Annotated in this window: 9 protein-coding genes; 3 read left to right on the forward strand and 6 right to left on the reverse strand. The window is 73.4% G+C overall.

Annotated elements, in window-relative coordinates; translation table 11 throughout:
• Window positions 1-521 precede the first annotated feature (521 nt).
• The 3 genes from ACIBJC_RS04790 (at window position 522) to ACIBJC_RS04800 (ending at window position 15,521) form a co-directional block, all read left to right on the forward strand.
• Window positions 522-6,839, forward strand: a complete 6,318-nt coding sequence (locus ACIBJC_RS04790; protein ID WP_399287742.1) for an SDR family NAD(P)-dependent oxidoreductase — start codon at window positions 522-524, stop codon at window positions 6,837-6,839.
• Between the two features lie 61 nt (window positions 6,840-6,900).
• Entirely contained in the window at window positions 6,901-14,286 is a 7,386-nt protein-coding gene (locus tag ACIBJC_RS04795; RefSeq protein WP_399287745.1) for an amino acid adenylation domain-containing protein, read from the forward strand.
• A gap of 8 nt (window positions 14,287-14,294) precedes the next feature.
• Complete coding sequence (locus tag ACIBJC_RS04800) at window positions 14,295-15,521, forward strand: FAD-dependent monooxygenase (RefSeq protein WP_399287748.1); 1,227 nt, start codon at window positions 14,295-14,297, stop codon at window positions 15,519-15,521.
• 19 nt (window positions 15,522-15,540) lie between these two features.
• Here ACIBJC_RS04800 and ACIBJC_RS04805 read toward each other — a convergent pair whose 3' ends face one another.
• The 6 genes from ACIBJC_RS04805 to ACIBJC_RS04830 all read right to left on the reverse strand — a co-directional run bounded on the left by ACIBJC_RS04805 (window position 15,541) and on the right by ACIBJC_RS04830 (window position 21,388).
• Window positions 15,541-16,143 carry a hypothetical protein gene (locus ACIBJC_RS04805; RefSeq protein ID WP_399287751.1) on the reverse strand — a complete coding sequence of 201 codons (603 nt, stop codon included), beginning with the start codon at window positions 16,141-16,143 and terminating at the stop codon, window positions 15,541-15,543.
• Window positions 16,140-17,297, reverse strand: a complete 1,158-nt coding sequence (locus tag ACIBJC_RS04810) for an ROK family glucokinase (RefSeq protein WP_399287754.1) — start codon at window positions 17,295-17,297, stop codon at window positions 16,140-16,142. Before ACIBJC_RS04810 ends, ACIBJC_RS04805 begins: the two co-directional genes overlap by 4 nt.
• A 264-nt stretch (window positions 17,298-17,561) precedes the next feature.
• Window positions 17,562-18,377 carry an ATP-binding cassette domain-containing protein gene (locus ACIBJC_RS04815; protein ID WP_399287757.1) on the reverse strand — a complete coding sequence of 272 codons (816 nt, stop codon included), beginning with the start codon at window positions 18,375-18,377 and terminating at the stop codon, window positions 17,562-17,564.
• Complete coding sequence (locus ACIBJC_RS04820; RefSeq protein ID WP_399287760.1) at window positions 18,374-19,396, reverse strand: ABC transporter permease; 1,023 nt, start codon at window positions 19,394-19,396, stop codon at window positions 18,374-18,376. Before ACIBJC_RS04820 ends, ACIBJC_RS04815 begins: the two co-directional genes overlap by 4 nt.
• Window positions 19,393-20,406 carry a sugar ABC transporter substrate-binding protein gene (locus ACIBJC_RS04825; RefSeq protein WP_399287763.1) on the reverse strand — a complete coding sequence of 338 codons (1,014 nt, stop codon included), beginning with the start codon at window positions 20,404-20,406 and terminating at the stop codon, window positions 19,393-19,395. The genes ACIBJC_RS04820 and ACIBJC_RS04825 overlap by 4 nt, the downstream gene beginning before the upstream one ends.
• Window positions 20,407-20,566: 160 nt before the next feature.
• Window positions 20,567-21,388: a GntR family transcriptional regulator gene (locus ACIBJC_RS04830; RefSeq protein WP_399287766.1), complete on the reverse strand. Its 822-nt coding sequence runs from the start codon at window positions 21,386-21,388 to the stop codon at window positions 20,567-20,569.
• Window positions 21,389-21,435 lie beyond the last annotated feature (47 nt).

The following is a 21,435-nucleotide window of genomic DNA, read 5'->3' on the forward strand; positions in this document are numbered from 1 at the left end:
CGGCCGTCAAGGGAGGGGAGCGGGCTCGACACCTCGCGGTCGCCACCGGGACAGGGATCCCGATTTCCTCCCTTTCCGCGCAAAATCACCGAGCACCTTCCGTGCCGCGGATTCGCCGCACCTCGGCACGACACTATTTCTTTCACGTTTCAACCAGCACCGAGAATAACCAAGGAAGTCGCAGACGAACTCGGGCCGCACCGGGACATTCTCACCGCCGTCAGACCTCCGCCCGGAAATTCTCCACTTGGACACCTGAATTCTTCCCCCGAGTCACGAAAGGCCACGCACTCCCACCGCACGCGCCGCCCACCAGCACTTCTCCGCCCGACCGGCGGAAGGAACGAACTCAGTCGGGGGTGAACGGTGACGTGCCGCCGTAAAAGCGGACGACCCGGATATCGGGCACCGCCACGCCGGGAAACGGGCAGGTTCGGGCCCGTACACGAAATCCCGGCACGGTATTACACTCCGGATTATTCCTCCGCCGATACGACGTAGGCAAAGGACGAAATTATCATATGCACGATAATGCGAACGTCATCGCCATTGTCGGAATGTCGGGCCGGTTCGCCGGCGCGCCCGATACCGAGAGTCTGTGGACGCTCATGACGGAGCGCGGGGAGTCCGTCCGCCCCGTACCCGCCGACCGCTGGGACACGACGCGGCCGCTCGATCCCGGCAAGGACGTTCAGGCTGTCGGTGGCTTCCTCGACGGGGTGGACCAGTTCGACGCGGGCTTCTTCGGGATCTCCCCGAGGGAAGCGGCCGACATGGACCCCCAGCAGCGCCTGCTCCTGGAGGCGGCCTGGCGCGCCGTGGAGGACGCGGGGCAGCGTCCCTCGGATCTCGAAGGCTCGCGGACCGGTGTCTACATCGGGGCGTCGTGGCACGACTACGAGCTCCTCCGCAAGGAGCGCGGCACCCCGCCCACGCAGCACAGCATCGTCGGCGGCGCCCTGGATGTGCTCGCCGCCCGGATCAGCTACCTCCTGCGGCTGCGCGGACCGGCTCTCACGGTCGAATCGGGCTGCTCGTCCTCCCTCGTCGCCCTGCACCTGGCCGTACAGGCGCTGCGCCACGGTGAGATCGGTTCCGCGATCGTCGGCGCGGCCAACCTGATACTGGCCCCCGACGTGTCCGTCGGGCTCACCCACTTCGGCGGTCTCTCGCCCGACGGCCGCTGCGCCGCGTTCGCCGCCTCCGCCAACGGCTTCGTCCGGGGCGAGGGCGTGGCCGCCGTCTGTCTGAAGACCCTGGAACGCGCGCTGGCGGACGGGGACCGGATCCACGGCGTCATCCTGCGTACGGCGGTCAACAACGACGGTGGGGGCGACAGCCTGGTCACGCCCGACCCGGCCGCCCAGGAGGAGTTGCTGAGCAGCGTCTACGGGGACGGTCCCGGTGCCGTCCCCGTGGACTCCGTCGCCTACATCGAGGCCCATGGAACGGGGACCCGGCGCGGCGATCCCGCGGAGGCCGCGGCGATCGGCCGGGCCGTGGGCCGGCACCGTACGAACGGCCCCGTCCCGATCGGTTCGGTCAAGACGAACATCGGGCATCTGGAGGCCGCCGCGGGCATGGGCTCGCTGTTCAAGGTGCTGCTCGCGCTGCGGCACCGGGTCGTACCGCCGAGCCTGCACGCCGAGGTGCTGAACCCGGACATCCCCTTCGACGAACTCAACGTACGGGTGCTGCGCGAGTCGCTCGAACTGCCGCGGACCGGACCCGTCCGGCTCGGGGTCAGCTCCTTCGGCTGGGGCGGTACCAACGCCCATGTGGTCGTGGCCGCCCCGCCCGAGGGAACGGACGGCTCCCCCTCCGCCGGGACCGGGACCGGGACCGGAACTCAGGTGTCCGGCCGCCCGTCCACCGGGCTGCCCGCCTTCGTACCGCTGTCCGCCCAGTCGCCCTCGGTGCTCGCCGAGCGGGCCACACAGCTCCTGGACCACGTGCCGGAGAGCGAGGCGGCCGTCCACGCGCTGGCCGGGACGCTCGCCTGGCGCCGTGGCCACCTCCCGGTGCGGGCGGCGCTGCTCGCCACCACGCCCGACGCCCTCTCCGCCACGCTCACGGAGGTGTCGGAACGGCCCGAGGACGGCGAGCACGCGGCGGTGGTGACGGGACGGGCCGTCGCCCGGGGGCGCACCGCGTTCGTCTTTCCCGGGCAGGGCTCCCAGTGGAGCGGTATGGGGCAGGACCTGTACCGGGAGAGCCCGTTGTTCGCCGAGGTCGTGGAGCGCTGTGCGCGGGCGCTGCGTCCGCATCTGACGTGGGATCCGCTGGACGTCTTCACCGGGAAGTCGGGCGACGCGTGGCTGGAGCGGGTCGACGCCCTCCAGCCCGTCCTGTGGGCGATGTCCGTGGGGCTGGCCGAACTGTGGCGGGCGTCCGGTGTCGAGCCCGACGTGGTCATCGGCCACAGTCAGGGCGAGATCGCCGCCGCCACGGTCGCCGGGATCCTGTCGTACGAGGACGGCGCGCTGGTCGTGGCACGGCGCAGCGCGATCGTCCGCCGGACCTGCGGGCGCGGGCGGATGCTGGCCGTGGATCTCGACCGCGACGCGGCCCTGGAGAACGTCGGCCCCTTCGGGGGCAGGATCGCGCTGGCCGCGCACAACGGGCCGACCTCCTGCGTCCTGTCCGGGGACGGCGACGCCGTCCTCGCGCTCAAGGAGACGCTGGAGGCGGACGGTACGTACTGCAGGCTCGTCCAGGTCGACTACGCCTCGCACAGCCCGCAGATGGCCGAGCTCCGCGACGACCTGCTGGTCGAGCTGGCGGCGGCCACTCCCGGGCAAGGGAGCGTCGAACTGCTCTCCACGGTGCGCGGGGAGCCGATGGACGGCGGCGGGATGGACGCGGCCTACTGGGTGGACAACCTGTGCGGCACCGTGCGGTTCGCCGATACGCTGACGCACTCGCTGCACCACGGTGTCAGCCACGTCGTGGAGATCAGCCCGCATCCGGTGCTGACCCCGGCCGTCGAGCAACTGGTCGCCGAACACGGGCGGCCCGCCGCCGCGTTGACCACCCTGCGCCGGGGCGACGGCGGCCCCGACGCGTTCGCCCGCGCCCTCGCGCGCGGCTACGCGGCGGGTCTCGAACCCTTCGGCGGCCTGCCGCGGTGCCGTCCCGTCCCGCTGCCCGCGCATCCGATGCGGCCGGAGCGCCACTGGCTCCCGGACGGTACGGCGGCGGCGCGCCCCGGGGCGGTCCGCGGGCTGGACGTCCGGCTCTCCCCCTCCCCCGGCGAGCGGGACGTCTGGCACGGAACCACCGAACTCGCGGTCGCCGACCTGCCGTGGCTCGCGGACCACCGGGTGCACGACACCGCCGTCCTGCCGGGCGCCGCGACCCTGGCGCTGGCGGTGAACACCGCGCGGGCCAGGACCGGTTCGGCGCCGCGCGCGCTGCACGACATCACGCTGAGCGCGGCCGTCGCCTTCGGTGAGGGACCCGAGCGGCTGGCCGCCGAGTGGCGGGACGACGTCGCGGAGGGCGGCAGCTTCCGCCTTCTTTCGCTGCCGGAGGGGGGCACCGCCTGGACCGAGCACGCCACGGCGCGCGCCGACTACCGGGACGCCGGCGCGGCCCTGCCGGGCCTTCCCGCGTGGCTGGACACGGCGCGGGCCACGGAGCCGGGGCCGTTCTACGAGGCGTGCGCCGGGCGGGGGCTCGACTACGGGCCCGCCTTCCGCTGTGTGCGTGCGCTGTACCGGGGTCCCGACGGGCGCGAGGCGGTGGGCGAGGCGGTGCTCGACGCGACGCTGCTGCCGGGCGCGCGCCCCTACCTGCTGCACCCGGCGCTGTGGGACGGCGCCCTCCAGGTCTCGCTCGCGCTCTTCGAGTCGGACCGGGCGGACACGGCCCTGGTACCGACCGCGATACGCCGGATCCGGGTGCCGGAGCGCCCCGCCGGGCCGCCGGTCGACCGGGTGTGGTCGCATGCCGTCCGGCACGAGGACGGCGACGTGGACGTGCGGGTCTTCGACGGTGAGCGCCGGCTGGTGCTGGCCATGGAGGGGCTGCGGCTGGAGGCGCTGGCCGCGGACGCCGGATCTGACGCGGCGGACGCGGCCCGGTCGCACCGGCTGCGGTGGACCGAGGTGGCCGGGGCGCCGCGGAACGGCAGCCCGCCCCGCGGACCGTGGCTCGTCTGCGGCGACCCGGGCGGCCTCGCGGACCCGCTCGCCGACGCGCTGGCGGCCGAGGGCGCCGAGGTGACCCGCGTACCCACGGGGGAGGCGCACGGCCCGCTCGGTGGCCTGCGCGAGGCCGGGAGCGTCGTCTTCGCGGCTCCCCCGGCGGGCGTCGTCTTCGCGGCTCCCCCGGCCGGCGCGGGCCTCCCGGCCCAGCGGCGGGGGCTCGACGCGCTCACCGACCTCGTGCGCGCCTGCGCCGCCCTGCCCGCCGCACCACGGCTGACCGTGGTCACGCCCCTGGGCCAGGCGGCCACCGCCGGGGACCGGCCCGACCCCGGCGCCGCCCTCTACTGGGGCTACACCCGGGTACTGCGGCGCGAGCACGGGGAGTTGGAGCCACGCGTCGTCGACGTGGACCCGGCCGACGACGGCTGGACCGCGGCCTGCGCCGTGGAGATCCTCGGCGCGGACCGCGAGGACCAGGTCGCCCTGCGCGGACACACCCGGCTGGCCGCCCGGCTCACCCGGGCGGGCGGCTTCGGGGAACCGGACACCCCGCGCCCGCCCCTGCGCGCCGCGCGCCGGCCGTTCCGGGTCGCCGCCACGCTGCCGGGACGGTGGGAGGGCGTGGTGCCTGTGCCGCTGGCCGGACGGCCGCCGGGGCCCGGGGAGATCGGGATCGAGGTCACCGCCGCCGCGCTCAACTTCATCGACGTGATGAAGGCGCTCGGCACCTACCCCGACCCCACGGGCAGCGCCCGGCTGCTCGGCGGGGAGTGCGCGGGCCGGATCGTCTCCGTCGGCCCCGACGTGACCGGGTTCCGTCCCGGGGACCGCGTGGTGGCCTGTGCGTTCGGCTCGCTGGCCAGCCAGGTGACGGTACGCGCCGAGCACGCCAGGCCCGTCCCGGACGGCCTCGGCGACCCGGAGGCGGCGGCCCTGCCGCTCGCCATGGCCACCGCGTGGTACGGGCTCGCCGACCTCGCCCGCCTGGAGCGGGGCGAGACCGTCCTGATCCACTCGGCCGCCGGAGGCGTCGGCCTCGCCGCCCTCCAGGTCGCCCGGCTCCTCGGTGCCCGGGTCGTCGCCACCGCCGGGAGCGCGGCCAAGCGCCGGTACCTGGCAGGGCTCGGTGTCACCGACGTGTTCGACTCGCGGGACCTCGGCTGGGCGTCGGCGGTACGCGCCGCCACCGGCGGACGCGGAGTGGACGTCGTGCTCAACTCCCTGACCGGGGCGGCCATCGAGGCCGGTCTCGACGCGCTCGCGGAGGACGGGCGCTTCGTCGAACTGGGCAAGAAGGACATCCACGGCGGCCACCGGATCTCCCTGGACGCCTTCCGCAAGGGTGTCAGCTTCGCCGCCGTGGACCTGGCCGGGCTGATGGAGCGCCGGCCCCAGCGGTTCGCCCGCGTCTTCGCCGACGTCTGGGAGCACATCACCGAGGGCAGGCTGACCCCGCTGCCCGTACGCACCCACCCCTTCGCCGAGGCCGCGACCGCGCTGCGCGAGATGTCCCACGGCGACCACATCGGCAAGTTCGTCCTCACCGACCCGGAGTCCGTGGGGGCGGTGGCGCCCGTACCGCTGCCGGACGGCCGCTTCCGGGCCGATGCCACCTATCTCGTCACCGGCGGCCTCGGGGCGCTCGGCCTGTCCCTCGCGGAGTTCCTGGCCGGCCGGGGCGCGGGCGCGCTCGCGCTCCTGGGCCGGTCGGCCCCCACCGCCGACGCCGAACGGCGCCTGGCGGCGCTGCGGGAGGCCGGCACGCGGGTGGAGACCGTACGGTGCGACGTCGCCGACGAGCGGGCCCTCGGTGCGGCGCTGCGCCGGGTACGGGAGGAGATGCCGCCGCTGCGGGGCGTCTTCCACGCCGCGGGTGTCCTCGCCGACGCCACGATCGACACCCTGACCCCGGACCGGACCGCCGCCGTGCTGGCGCCCAAGGCCGTGGGCGCCCGCAACCTGGACGAGGGGACCGCGCGGGACCCGCTCGACCTGTTCGTGCTGTTCTCCTCCGCCGCCGCGCTGGTCGGCAACGCCGGGCAGGCCGCGTACGCCGCGGCCAACGCCTACCTCGACGCCCTGGCCGAGACCCGCCGTGCCCGGGGCCTGCCCGCCCTGAGCGTGCAGTGGGGGCCGTTCACCGGCATCGGGCTCGCGGCCTCGGACGAGCGGCGCGGTGCCCGGCTCACGGAACGGGGCATGGGCGGCTTCCCCGCGCACGAGGCCTGGCCGGCGCTGACGCGGATGCTGGAGCACGACGAGCCGGTCGTCGGTTACGTACCCCTCGACCCGGCGCAGTGGTTCGACGCCTACCCCGACACCGCCGCGCTGCCGAGCTGGGAGCTGCTGCGCGCGGCGGCCGACGGCGGCGCCGCCGCCCCGCCGTCGGGCGGGCTGCGCGACCGTCTGCTCACCGCTCCCCCGGACGCCAGGGCGGACATCGGCGAGGCCGCGGTGCGCGAGCTGGCGGGGCGGGTGCTGCGGCTCCCGCCGGAACGCGTCGGCCCGGAGACGCCGTTCAAGACGCTCGGCCTGGACTCGCTGATGAGCCTGGAGCTGCGCAACCGGCTGGAGGCCGCGTTCGGCACCACGCTGTCCCCGACCCTGCTGTGGACCCACGGCACCGTACGGGCGCTGTCCGGGGCGCTGGTCGAGGAGCTGGTGGCCGCGCCACCGTCCGCCCGCTGACCGGGATCGCCACGTCGCGATCAGCGGCGGTGCGCACCAGCTTGTCATCCGAGGAGGAGAAATGTCCGATCCCCTGCGCCTGCCGCTGACCGCCTACCAGCGGGACATCTGGGTCGCGAGCGCCCTCGACGAGAACCATCCGCAGTTCAACTGCGTCGTGCACGAACGCCTGACGGGACGGGTCGACGTGCCCGCGCTACGGGCCTGCCTGGCCCGGGCGGTGCGGCGCAACGACGCGTTCTCGCTGTTCTTCGACGCGCGGGACGAGATACCTCACCAGTGGAAGGACCCCGAAGCCGGTTCCGCCCCCGACAGCGCTCTCGTCGCCGTCGTGGACCTCACCGACGAGCCCGACCCGCGCGCCGCGTGCGCCACCTGGGTCGAGCGGTCGATGGCCCGCCCGTTCCCGCTGCGGCGCGGCCGGATGTTCGAGCTGACGCTGCTCAGGGAGGGGCCCGGCGCCGTACATCTGGTCGTCAAGGCCCATCACATCATCACCGACGGCTACGGCATCTTCCTCTTCACCGAGCAGGTCTTCGAGGAGTACGGGCGGGTGAAGGCGGGCGGCGCCCCCCTGGACGGGACCGCCCCGTCGTACGTGGACTTCGTCGGCGAGGAGGCCCGGTACACCGCCTCGCCCCAGTTCCGGCGGGACCAGGACTTCCACCGCGGGGCGCACGCCGACGCGGTGCCCGCCCTGTTCACCCGTACCGCAGCGATCGCCGCCCCGTCGGACGGCCCGCACGCCCCGACCGGCCCGCACTCCCCGACCGGCTCTCACTCCCCGACCGGCCGGTACTCCTTCACCGTGGAGAGCGCCCTCGTCCGGCGGCTGCGCGAGCAGCAGCGGCTGGTGTTCCCCGTCGTGGCCGCGGCGTTCGCCGCCTATCTCGGCCGGATCCACCGCGTACCGGAAGTGGTGCTCGGCATCCCCATGCTCAACCGCAGGACCGGTGAGGAGCTGGCGACCGTCGGCCACTTCGCCAACATCCTTCCCCTGCGGGTGAGAACCCCCGGTACGGCGACGATGCGCGAGGTCGGCGAGGCCGTCGAGAGCGGCGGCGAGGAACTGCGGCGCCATGAACGCCTCGCGCTCGGTGATGTGCTCAGGACGCTGCCGCGCGGCAGCGGGAGCGCGCCGCAGCTCTTCGACGTGACGCTGTCGTACCTGCCGATGCCCCCCAGTCCCGCCGTCGCCGGCCTTGTCCGCGAGACCAGCGGGTCCGCCCCCGCGCACGCGCAGGACGCCATCGCCGTCCACGTCCTGCACACCCGGGGCACCGACGACGTGCGGATCACCCTCACCTACGGGCGTGACGTCCTCGACGAGGACTTCCGCGTCGGGGCGCTGGCCGGCCACATCACCGCCCTGATCCGGGGCGCGGTCGAGCACCCCGACCGGCCGATCGGGACACTGCCCGTGCTGGGCGCGGCCGAGCGGCGGAACCTGGAGAGCGCCGCGCGCGGCCCCCGGGTGGCGTACGCGGACGATCGGACCCTGCACAGCCTCTTCGAGGAGCAGGCCGCGCGTACCCCCGACCGGCAGGCGGTGCGGCCGGGCACCGCGACGGGCGACACCCCGTTGACCTTCGGGGAGCTCGACGCGGCGGCGAACCAGGTGGCCCGTGCCCTGCGGGCGTCCGGGGTCCGCCCCGACGACCGGGTGGCCGTTCTGCTGGAGCGCGGTCCGCTGACGCTCGTGGCCGTGCTCGGCGTGCTCAAGGCCGGAGGCGCGTACGTACCGGTCGACCCCGGTCATCCGCCCGCGCGGATCGCGTACGTACTGGAGGACAGCGGCGCCAAGGTCGTGCTGGTGGGCCCCGGTTCGCCCGGCGTGGGCGGCTCGGAACCGACAGGAGTTACGGAGGTGCTGCGCGTCGGCGATCTGCTGCACGGCCCGGCCACCCCGCCCGAGCCCACCGCCACCTCGCGTGATCTCGCCTACGTCATCTACACCTCGGGCTCGACCGGCAGGCCGAAGGGCGTCATGGTCGAGCACCACTCGGTCGTCAACCGGCTGGCCTGGATGCAGCGCGCCCACCCCATCGGCGCGGACGACGTGATCCTGCACAAGACGCCGATCTCGTTCGACGTCTCGGTGTGGGAGCTGTTCTGGTGGGCCGTCGAAGGGGCCGCGGTCGCGCCGGCCCCGGTCGGCGCCGAGAAGGACCCGCGCGCGCTGGCCCGTACCGTCGCCGAACGGCGGGTGACCGTCACGCACTTCGTCCCCTCGATGCTCGGCCCGTTCCTCGATCTGCTGGAGGAGTCGGCGCAGGCGCGCGCCGAGGTCCGCTCGCTGCGGTACGTCTTCTGCAGCGGCGAGGCCCTGCCGCCCTCCCGTGTCGACCAGTTCAACCGGATCTTCGGCGCGGGCGACGGCGACCGGCCGGCGCCGAGGCTGGTGAACCTCTACGGGCCGACCGAGGCGACCGTCGACGTCTCCTGGTTCGCCTGCCCGGCCGACCCCGAGCGTCCCGTGGCGCGGGTGCCGATCGGCAGGCCGATCGACAACACCGAGCTGTACGTGCTCGGTGAACACCAGGACGAGCCGCAGCCGTTCGGGGTGCCCGGCGAGCTGTGCGTGGCCGGGGCCGGCGTGGCCCGCGGCTATCTCGGCCGCCCCGAGCTGACCCGGGAGAAGTTCACCGCGCACCCGTCGGCCCCCGGTGGCCGCCTCTATCGCACGGGGGACCTGGCGCGCGTGCTCGCCGACGGCACGATCGAGTACCTCGGCAGGATCGACGGGCAGGTGAAGATCCGTGGCAACCGGATCGAACTCGGCGAGGTGGAGCACCATCTGGCGACCGCCCCCGGCGTGCGCGGCGCCGTCGTCACCAGTGTGACGTCGGCACGCGGCACCCAACTCGTCGGGTACTACGTGGCGGACGAACCGGCCGAGGACGCCGCGTTACGCGCCCATCTCGCCCTGAACCTGCCGGAGTTCATGATCCCGGCCTATCTGGTACGTATCGACCGTGTGCCGCTCACCCCCAACGGCAAGGCCGACCGCCGCGCCCTGCCCGCGCCCCCGACCGCGAGCGGCACGTCCGGGAAGGAGGGCGCCGCGCCCCGCGACGCGACCGAGGCGACGCTCGTCTCCGTCTGGTCCGAGGTGCTGGGGCAGGAGAGCGTCGGTATCCACGACGACTACTACGCGCTGGGCGGCGACTCCCTCCTGACCATCAGGATCCAGGCGAGGGCCGCCCGGCTCGGTGTCCATTTCGCGCCGAACGACCTGGTCCAGCACCCGACCGTGGCGGCCCTGGCCGCCCGCTGCACCGGCGGACCGCGCGAACAGGACCCGGACCTGGCCCCCTTCGCGCTGATCCCCGAGGAGTCACGGGCCCGGCTGCTGCGGGCGGGGGACGTCGAGGACGCGTTCCCGCTGACCCGGCTCCAGCTCGGGCTGATCTACCACAGCTCGGCCAGGGAAGGGTCCGCCGTCTACCACGACGTCTTCCACTACTCCTTCCGGCTGCCCTGGTGCGAGTCCTCCTTCCGGCGGTCGTTCGACCGGCTCGTCGCCCGTCACCCCGCGCTGCGTTCCACGATCGACCTCGGCGGGCACGGCGAACCGCTCCAGATCGTCCACCGTCAGGGGACGGGAGGGCTCCTCGTCGTCGACCAGCGCGGCGTTCCGGAGGCGGAGGCGGACGCGGTCATCGACGAGCACATCGAGCAACAGCGCTATCACAGCTACGAGTTGACGACCGGGCCGCTCTGCCACTTCCGTGTCCATGTCCGCGAGAAGACCGTGGAGCTGGTGCTCGGCTTCCACCATGTGCTGCTCGACGGCGGCAGCGTGGCGAGCCTGCTGCGGGAGCTGCTGGAGGAGCATCTGCGCGTCCTGGGCGAGCGGACGGACACCGCGCAGGACGGCCCGCCGCCCTCCCCCGCCCACCATGTCCTCGCCGAGCGCGCGGCCCTGGAGTCCGCGGACGACCGGCGGTACTGGCAGGAGCGGCTGGACGGCGCGCGGGCCGTCGGCCTCGACGGCTTCCGGCCCGCCACGCCGGTGACCGGGCCGAGCGGCTTCGTCACCCACCGGGTCACCCTGCCCGCGGGGCTGGAACACCGGGTCGGCGCCTTCTCCCGCGCGCACGCCGTCTCCGTGAAGTCCGTGCTCTTCGCGGTGCACTGCCTGACGCTGCGGCTCTTCTCCGGGCAGCACGACCTGACCACGGGGCTGCTCACGCACGGCCGTCCTGAGCGCGCCGACGGCGACCGCACCGCCGGTCTGTTCGTCCACACCATCCCCGTCCGGATGAAGGACGCCGCCTCCACCTGGCTCGCCGCGGTCCGCGAGGCCCACCGTGAGGAGCGGCGCAGCCATCCGCACCGTCACTACCCGCTCAGCGCCATCCAGGAGGACTCCCCGCACGGGCCGGCCGTGCGGACCGCGTTCAACTACGTCAACTTCCATGTCCTGGCGGAGGCTCTCGACCACCCCGCCGTCGAACTGCGGTCGGTGCGCACCTTCGAGGAGACCGACTTCCAGCTCCTCCTCAACGCCGTCACCGACCCGGGCGACGGCGGCCTGTGGCTGCGTATCGACGGGGACGGCCGCCTCTTCACCCTCGAACAGGCGGAGTTGGTCGCCCGCGCCTACACCGAGATCCTCACCCGTGTCCTCGACCGCCCGCACGACCCCGCCGACCTCGGCTTCCTCGCCACCGCGGGCCCGCTCGCCGTCGCGCCCGCGGTCCGCGCCCCGGAGCCCGCGGCGCCGGTGGACGTCGTACGCCTCTTCGCGGGGCAGGCCGCCCGCACCCCGGACTCCGTCGCCGTGGTGCAAGGGACGCGGCGGTGGACCTACCGGGACTTGGACCGGGTGGCGGACCGGATCGCCCGGCGGCTGACCGGCCTCGGCGCGGGGGCGGGTGCCCGGGTCGGCGTCGCCATGGACCGCGCGCCGGAGACGGTGGCGGTGATCCTGGCCGTCGCGAGGGCGGGCGCCGCGTGCGTGCCGCTGGACACCGGCTACCCGGCGGAGCGGATCGCGGCGATGCTGGAACAGGCGCGGCCGGTACGGGTGGTGGCGCACCGCGCCCACGCGGGTCTGGTCGGCGACCCGGACGTGCTGCTGCTCGCGGAGGACCTCGTACCGGACGTAACGGAAGTACCGAACGTAACGGAAGTGCCGGAGGACCTCGTACCGGAGGCCGATCACGGTACGGCCGGCCCCGGCCTCCCCGCCGTCGATCCGCAGAGCACCGCCTACATCCTGTTCACCTCCGGCTCCACGGGCCGGCCCAAGGGCGTGGTGATGCCCCACCGCTCGCTCGCCACCATGGTGGCCTGGCAGAACCGCGCGCCCAGCGCCGCCGCCGGGGGCACCACGGTGAGTTACGCGCCGCTCAGCTTCGACGTCTCGTTCCAGGAGATCTACTCCACGCTCTGCTCCGGCGGCACCCTCGTCCTCGCCACCGACGAGGAACGGCGCGACATGCCGGCGCTGCTGCGTCTCCTCGACCGGCACGGCGTCGAGCGGATCTTCCTGCCCTACGTCGCCCTCCAGCAGCTCGCCGAGGCCGCGTGCGCGCTCGGCCCGGTGCCCCGCCGGCTGAGGACGCTGGTCTCCTCGGGCGAACAGCTCCGGGTGAGCGAGGAGATCCGCCGCCTGTGCGCCCTGCTGCCGGGCGCGGTCCTGGAGAACCAGTACGGCCCGACCGAGTCGCATGTCGTCACCAGCTTCACCATGACCGGCGACCCGGCCGCCTTCCCGCCGCTGCCGCCGATCGGCACGCCGATCGACGGTGCGGAGGTCCTCGTCCTCGACGGGCGGATGCGGCCGGTCCCGGTCGGGGTCAGGGGGGAGATCCACCTCGGCGGCGTCTGTCTGGCCGACGGGTACACCGGGGCGCCCGAGCTGACCGCTGAGCGGTTCGTCCCGCATCCGGACGGCGGCGACCGGCGGCTGTACCGGACCGGCGACCTCGGTTACGTCCTGCCGGGCGGCGCCGTCGTCCACGCCGGGCGCGCCGACACCCAGGTCAAGATTCGCGGCTTCCGGGTCGAGCCCGCCGAGGTGGAGCTCGCCGTCGCCCGGCACGCCGCGCACGGTTCCGGCGTCCGCGAGGTCGCGGTCGTGGACCGGCGGCGCGGGACGGACGCCTTCCTCGCCGCGTTCCTCGTGGGGGACCCGGAGCTGACCGACCTCGGGCGGCTCAAGGACGAGCTGCGGGCGACCCTGCCGGAGTACCTGGTCCCCTCCCACTACGCGTGGCTGCCCCGTATGCCGCTCACGCCCAGCGGCAAGCGGGACGACGCGGCGCTGCGCGCGGCCGAGCTGACGGCGGCGGCGCCCCGGGAGAGCCGGCCACCCCGTGACGCGTACGAGCGGACGCTCGTGGAGGTGTTCGCCGAACTGCTGGACGTCCCCGCGCCGGGCGTCCACGACAGCCTCTTCGAACTGGGGGGCACGTCGATCACCGCCATGCGCCTCGTCATGCTGGTCGAACAGCGCCTCGGTGTGCGGCTGCCGCTGTCCGGGCTCGTCGCGGCCCCCACGCCCGCCGCCATCGCGGAGCGCCTGCGTACCTCGGACGCGGCGTCCGGCCCCCGCGATGTGCTGGTGCCGTTCCGCCGGGAGGGCGACCGGCCGCCGGTCTTCTTCGTCCATCCGCTGGGCGGCAACGTGCTCTGCTATCTGGCGCTGTCCCGGCACCTCCCCGACGACCAGCCCTTCTACGGACTCCAGTCGGCCGGGTTCGTACCGGGCACCGAGCCGGACCGCTCCGTCCCCGAGATGGCCGCCCGGTACGTCGAGGCCCTCCGGCGGGTGCGGCCGACCGGTCCGTACGTCATCGGCGGCTGGTCGTTCGGCGGCTTCGTCGCCTTCGAGATGGCGCGGCTGCTGCGGCAGGCCGGTCAGGAGGTGCTGCCCCCGATCCTCCTCGACACGGTCGCGCTCAGCCCGGACGCCCCCCGGGACGTGAGCGACGCGTCCCTGCTGCACTTCTTCTTCTGGGAGCTCCTCTGGGCCGACAGCGGGAGCGACACCCCCGTAGAGGAGCTGACCCGCGAGGTCGGTACCGAGGAGGAGGTGTTCCGGCGCGTGGCCGAGGTCGCCGCGCGGAACGGGATCCTTCCGCCCGGCGACTCCCACGACGCGGTCCGCCGTCTCCACGCCGTCTTCCAGGCGAACTACCAGGCGCTGATGGACGAGCGGGCCGAGGTCGGCGAGCTGGACCTCACCCTCCTCCACGCCCAGGGCGACCTGCCGGACGCGCTCAAGCCCCTGCACGAGGGGGCGGGCTCCCTGCACGGCGACCCCACGAACGGCTGGCGGACCAGGACGACCGGACACATCGAGGTCGTCGACGTCCCCGGTGACCATCTCCAGGTCGTGGAGGAGCCGTACGTGAAGTACGTGGCGGAGCAGATCACTCATCTGGTGACGGCGAGCCTGCCGGGCACCGGGAACGGAATCCGAGGAAAGCGGTGACGGCGGACATGAGCAGCGGAAACGGAACGAGCGGTACCCGTCGCAGGACGGCGATCGTCGTGGGCGCCGGGATCGGCGGTCTCGCGGCGGCCGTCACGCTGCGCCGCGTGGGCGTCGATGTCGAGGTCCACGAGCGGGCGGGCGAGCTGCGCCCTGCGGGCACCGGCCTGTCCGTCATGACCAACTCCATGACGGCGCTGGCCTCGCTCGGTATCGATCTGCGCCTGGAGGAGCGCGGCCGGGTCATCGAGACCGCCGAGCTGATGACACGCACCGGCGGCCGGATCAAGACGCTGCCCTACCGGGAGCTCACCGAGCGTCTGGGCGCCCCGAGCGTGTGCGTCTCCCGCAGTGAGCTCCAGGCGGCCCTGCTGGAGGCGGCCGGGGACTGCCCGATCCGTCTGGGGTCGGCCGCCACGGGCTACACCGTCGAGGAGGACGGGGTACGGGTCCGTTTCGCCGACGGGCGGGAAGCCCGCGCCGACCTGCTCATCGGCGCCGACGGCATCCACTCGGCGGTCCGCGGACAACTGGCGGGGCCGGAGGAACTCCGGGAGGCCGGTTACCTCTGCTGGCTCGCCGTCACCCCGTTCGACCATCCGCGGCTGACCCCGGGCTTCAACGGCCACTACTGGGGCCGGGGGCAGCGCTTCGGGCTGCACGACATCGGCCAGGGGCAGGCCTACTGGTGGGGGACGCGGAACATGTCCGCCGAGGCCGCCCGCGGCTGGAAGGGCGACAAGGAGGACATCGCCCGCGCCTTCGACGGCTGGGCGGACGTGGTCGGCGAGGTGATCAGGGCCACCCCCGAGGAGTCCGTCCACGCCGTCCCCGCGCAGGACCGGCCGTTCCTGGAGCGCTGGGGCGAGGGCCCTGTGACGCTGCTGGGGGACGCCGCCCACCCCATGCTGACCGCCCTCGCCCAGGGCGGGAGCACGGCGATCGAGGACGCCGTGGTCCTGGCGCGGAGCTGCGCGGCGGCGTCCGACCCGGCGGCCGGGCTGCGCGCGTACGAGGCGGCCCGCCGCGACCGCACCCGATGGCTGGTCGACAACTCCTACACGCTGAGCAGGAACGAGCAGGAGGAGCGCCCGCTGGCGACTGCGGTGCGCGACACCCTGATGCGCTACGCGCCGACGTCCCTGCTGATGCGCCCCTTCGAGAAGGCGATGACGTACGAGCCTCCCCGCTTCGGCGCGGACGACGGGTCCTCGCGGGCGGGTGCGGACCGGTGACCGGGGCGCGTCGGGACGGTCACGGGGTGGTGGTGGAGACCACGTACACCCGGGGGAACCCGGGGTCGGTCAGGTCCACGACGACGTCCTGGCTGGGGCGCGGGCTCTTCTGCCGGTGGTGGAGGCCCGCCAGGTCGTGACCGGGGAGGTCGAAGTCCCAGCCGACGGTGTGCCGGTCGCGGGGGGTGACGGTGATCGCGCCGTCCTTGAGCGCGGAGCGGCTGGTGCCCATCTCCGTGAGGAAGGCGTCGAGACGTCCTGAGGTCACGTCGAACTGGACGTACAGCCGGCTGGTCTTCCAGTTGCTCGTCTCGAAGTAGCGGATACGGGACGAGCCCGGCGGGATCGGCACCTCGAAGACGCGCCGCTTCATCTTGGAGGGGCGCAGCTCCTGGAGGCCGGTGGCCGAGGACTCGATCTCCTTGTTCCGGCCGCTGTCACGGCTCTGCCCGGCCGAGATCGCGAGGTACCCGGCCGGGATGCCGATGAGCAGCACGATGACGATCGCCGTCAGCCAGCGGCGGCGGTTGCGGTGGCGGCGGTCCTCGGGCGGCTTCGCCCCGATCACGGCCGCCGCCTCCGGGTCCCGCGCGGCGCCAGGACCGGTCCGGTCCCCGGTCATGCCGGCGGCTCCTGGCCGGGGCGGGCGGTGCGGATCACCTGCGCGTACCGCTCGTACCGCTCATGGCGCTCCACGCGGCGGCGGTTGGCGCGGCGGAAGCGCCGGGCGACCAGCCGGGAGAGGTCGGCGGCGCCGACCATGCCCGCCTCGGGGCCGAGTTCCGCCTTGGCGATCCGGGCCTCGGGGCGGTAGCCGCGGCCGGTGAGGTTACGGCGGAAGGCGTCGCGGGCCGGGCTGATGAGCAGGTCGTCCGCGGCGCTGACGCCGCCGCCGATGACGAAGCAGGACGGGTCGAGGGCGGCGGCGAGGTTGGCGATGCCGACGCCGAGCCACTGCCCGATGTCCTGGAACAGTTCGATGCACATGGCGTCGCCCTCGCGGGCCAGCTCGGTGATGAGCGGGCCCGTGATCTCCTGGACGTTGCCCTTGACGCGTTCGATGATGTTGTACGCGACGGGTGAGTCGGCGGCGGCCAGCTCCCTGGCCTCCCGTACGAGGGCGTTGCCGGAGCTGTACTGCTCCCAGCAGCCGCGGTTGCCGCACGCGCAGCGGTGGCCGCCGGGCACGACCTGCATATGGCCGAACTCGCCCGCGACCCCGAACTTGCCGCGCTTGACCCGGCCGTCCTCCAGGATGGCACCGCCGATGCCGGTGCCCAGCGTGATCATGACGAGATGGTCCTCGCCGCGTCCCGCGCCGAAGCGCCACTCGGCCCAGGCGGCGGTGTTGGCGTCGTTGTCGACCATGACGGGGACGGCGAGCCGGGAGGAGAGCGCGTCCCTGAGCGGTTCGTCGCGCCAGGCCAGGTGGGGCGCGAAGAGCACCTTGGAGCGGTCGGCGTCGACCCAGCCGGCCGCGCCGATGCCCACGGCGTGCACGTCGTGGCGGTCGGAGAGGTCGAGGACCAGCTCGACGATGGTGTCCTCGACGACGCGGGGGCTCTTCGACTTGTCCGGCGTCTCGGTCCTGATCTTCTCCAGGATGTTGCCGTCCGGGTCGACGACCCCGGCCATCACCTTCGTACCGCCGATGTCGATGCCGACGGTCGGAACGCGGGGCGCGGTCAGCAGGGAGCGGCGCTCCCGGGTGCCGACGGTCCGCAGGACGGTGGCGCGGGCGGTACCGCGGTGGGTGATGTCACGGTACGTACTCATCGGCCCGCTCCTCGTGTGTCGTCCGTCGGATCGGTCGTGCCGTACCGAGTGGGGCGGCGGCTGGGTGCTCGCACGAGTCGTGTCGTCCCTGCGGGGTCGGGGGCCGCCAGGCCCGGGTGGGCAGCGGCGGCGGACGGGTGTCCGCCCTGCCAGATTGTGCCATCCGGGGCGGCTGGGGTCGCTGTGCGGCCCGGCGGGCGGCGCCACGCCCGCGTCCGGGGGCGCCGTACCCGTACCGGTCCCGGCGGCCCGGCCCGCCCCGGGTCAGTCCTCGTCGCTCGCCGGGGTGTCCTTCAGCCTGGGGGCGGGGGCGCGCTCCAGCTCATGGCTGAGTTCGGCCAGCTCGGAGCCGCCCGCCATCTGCCGGGTCAGCTCGTCCAGGGTGATCGAGTCCTTGGTGTGGCTGCCCGCCATGACGCCCCGCTTGAGCAGGACGAAGCGGTCGCCCACCAGATACGCGTGGTGCGGGTTGTGCGTGATGAGGACCACTCCGAGTCCCGCGTCACGTGCGGCGGCCACATATTTGAGGACCACCCCGGACTGTTTGACCCCGAGGGCAGCGGTCGGCTCGTCCAGGACGAGGACCTTCGCGCCGAAGTGGACGGCGCGGGCGATGGCCACGCACTGGCGCTCGCCGCCGGAGAGGGTGCCGATCGGCTGGTCGACGTCGCGCAGGTCGATGCCCATGCGCAGCAGCTCGGCGCGGGTGGTCTCGCGCATCCGCGCCACGTCGAGCCGTTTGAAGGGCCCGTACCCCTTGCGCGGCTCCGAGCCGAGGAAGAAGTTCCGCCAGACCGGCATCAGGGGGACGACGGCGAGGTCCTGGTAGACGGTGGCGATGCCCCGGTCCAGCGCGTCGCGCGGGGAGGAGAGCGCCGCCTTCTCGCCGTCGATCAGGAAGTCGCCCGCGTCGTGGCCGTGCAGCCCCGCGATGATCTTGATGAGGGTGGACTTGCCGGCCCCGTTGTCGCCCAGGACGCAGGTGATCTCACCGGCGTGGACCTCCAGCGAGACGCCCTCCAGGGCGCGGATGTTGCCGTAGTACTTGCTGACGTCGTCCAGTTCGACGAGTGCGGTCATCGTGACGCCTCCGCGCGCTTGCGCACCCACGCGTTGAGCAGGGTGGCCAGAAGGAGCATCGCTCCGAGGAAGAACTTGAACCAGTCCGGGTTCCACTCGGCGTACACGATGCCCTTGCTCGTCATGCCGAAGATGAACGCGCCGACGGCGGAGCCGATCGCCGAACCGTAGCCGCCGGTGATCAGACAGCCGCCGATGACGGCCGCGATGATGTAGATCAGCTCGTTGCCGACGCCCTCACCGGACTGGACGACGTCGAACGAGAAGAGCAGGTGCTGCCCGGCGATCCACGCGCAGAAGGCCACGCCCATGTAGAGCAGGATCCGGGTCCGCTCCACGGGGACGCCGACGGCGCGGGCGGCGTCCGCGTTGCCGCCCACCGCGAAGATCCAGTTGCCGAGACGGGTGCGCAGCAGGATCCAGGTGGCGAGGGCGACCAGCCCGGCCCACCACAGGATGGTGACCTTCAGGTCGACGCCGCCGAGGGTGAGCTGGGAGGCGAAGAGCGCGCGGGCGGAGGGGAAGCCCTCCATGTTGGCGATCGTCTTGGTGGAGACGGTGTCGGCGACCAGCTTCGTCACACCGAGGTTGAGTCCGGTGAGCATCAGGAACGTGCCGAGGGTGATGATGAAGCTGGGCAGTTTCGTACGGGTCAGCATGACCCCGTTGAAGACCCCGAACGCGAGCGTGACCAGCAGCGACACCAGGACGCCGACCCAGACGTTCGCCGTCATCTGGTAGCTGAACATCGAGGAGACCAGTGCGGAGCTGGTCACCATCACACCGGCCGAGAGGTCGAACTCGCCGCCGATCATCAGCAGCGCCACCGGGACGGCCATGATGCCGATCGTGGAGGCCGCGTACAGGACCGTGCCGAAGCTGGAGAGCTGGAGGAACGAGTCAGCGACGAACGCGAAGAAGAGGAAGACGGCCGCCGCGCCGACGACCGAGCCCAGCTCGGGACGGCCGAGGAGCCCCCGGAGCGGGGAGGTGCGCAGCAGGCGTTCGTCCGCGCTCACCGGGTGCCCCGCTCCGTGTACTTCTCCAGCGCCCCGGCGTCCTTCTCGGTGATGATCTGCGGTCCGGTGAGCACCGGGCGCCCGCCGCCGAGGACATCGGCGTTGTAGCGGTAGAGCCAGAGCAGGTCGACCGCCTCGTACCCCTGGAGGTACGGCTGCTGGTCGACGGCGAAGCCGAGGGTGCCGGAGGTCAGCGAGGAGGCGACCTTGGCGTTGAGGTCGAAGGTGTCGATCTCGGCCTTGCTGCCCGCGGTCTCCTTCGCCTTGACGGCGGCGTCCGCGAAGGGCGCGCCCAGGGTGACGACGGCGTCGACGGAGCGGTCGGTCTGGAGCTTGGCCTCGATGGACGCCTGTACGTCGGGCATGTTGGTGCCGTCGACGTACAGGTTCTGCATCTGCCCGCCGAAGGTCTCCTTCGCCCCGGCGCAGCGCTGCTCGTGGCCGACGTTGCCCTGCTCGTGGATGACGCAGAGCGCCTTCTTCCTGCCGCGCCGGTCGAGTTCCTCGCCGACGGCCTCGCCGGCGATGGTCTCGTCCTGGCCGACATGGGTGAGCGCGCCGAACTTCTTGGACTCGGCGGCGCCGGAGTTCACCGTGATCACCGGGATGCCGGCCCGGGTGGCCTGGGCGACGACGGCCTTCATGGCGTCGGGCTTGGCGAGCGTGACGATCAGCCCGTCGACCTTCTTGTCGATGTAGGACTGCACGAGCTGTGCCTGCTGCTGGCCCTCGTCGCTGTTGGCGTAGAGGAACTTGATGTTGTCCTTGGCGGCGGCCTGCTTGGCGCCGTTCTGCACGATGTCCCAGAAGGTGTCGCCACTGCCCGAGTGGGTGACCATGGCCACGGTCCACCGGGGGGTGTCCACCGCGGCCCGTCCCTGGGCGGCCCGCTGGGCCCGTTCCTCGGCGCGCTTGCCGCCGGTACTGCTGCATCCGGCGAGGGCCGTGGCCCCGAGCACCGCCGCCAGTACGGCGCTCAGCGCGCGTACCCCTGTCCGAACCCTTGCCACGACGCCGTGCCCTTCTTGCTGTACTCCTCGGTGCGGCCGGGGCTCGTCCGTGCGGAACCCGGCCGCCCAAGTATCGGTCATGGCTGGTCGGGGGGTGGCCAGCGGGTACCCGGCGGCCGTACGCGGCCCGTACGCGCCCGTACGCGGCCCGTCGGGCGGTCTACGTACGGACGAGGAGCTGGAACTCGAAGGCGTACCGCGAGGCCCGGTAGATGTGCGAGCCGAACTCCACCGCCCGCCCCGTGTCGTCGAAGGCGGTCCGCTCCATGGTGAGCAGCGGCGCCCCTGCGGGCTCGGTCAGCACCTCGGCCTCCTCGGTGGTGGCGGCCCGCGCCCCGACCGTCTGGCGCGCGCTGTGCAGGGTGATCCCGGCGGAGCGCAGCATCCGGTAGAGGCCGGTGGCTTCGAGGCGCTGCGTGTCGCAGTCGAGGAGGCCGGCGGGCAGATGGTTGCGCAGATACGCCATCGGCTCGTCGTGCGCGTACCGCAGCCGCTCCACGAGCAGCACCTCCGCGCCCTCCTGCACCCCGAGCGCGGCGGCGACCTCGGCGGTGGCGGGGTGCAGGGTGTTGCGCAGGACGCGGGTGGCGGGGCGCTGGCCGGCCGCCTCCAGGTCGTCGTAGAGGCTGCTCAGCTCCAGGGGGCGTTTGACCTGGCTGTGCACGACCTGGGTGCCGACGCCCCGGCGGCGTACGAGCAGTCCTTTGTCGACGAGGGACTGGATGGCCTGGCGGACGGTCGGGCGGGAGAGCCCGAGCCGGCCCGCGAGTTCGATCTCGTTGCCGAGCAGGCTGCCGGGCGCCAGCCTGCCGCGCTCGATGGCGCCCTCCAACTGCTGCGCGAGCTGGAAGTAGAGCGGTACGGGACTGGTGCGGTCGACGCCGAGCCTGAGCTGCGGGGCGAGGTCCGGCTCCGGGCCGACGGGGTCGGCCCGGCCGGTCGTCTCCTGTCCGGTTCGGACTGATCTCGGCTGATGGGGCACGGGCCGAGCGTAGTCGCATGCCCTGTTGACGGGAAGTAGAGAAGTCC

The sequence above is a fragment of the Streptomyces sp. NPDC050509 genome (assembly GCF_044457965.1).
Lineage (GTDB): Bacteria > Actinomycetota > Actinomycetes > Streptomycetales > Streptomycetaceae > Streptomyces.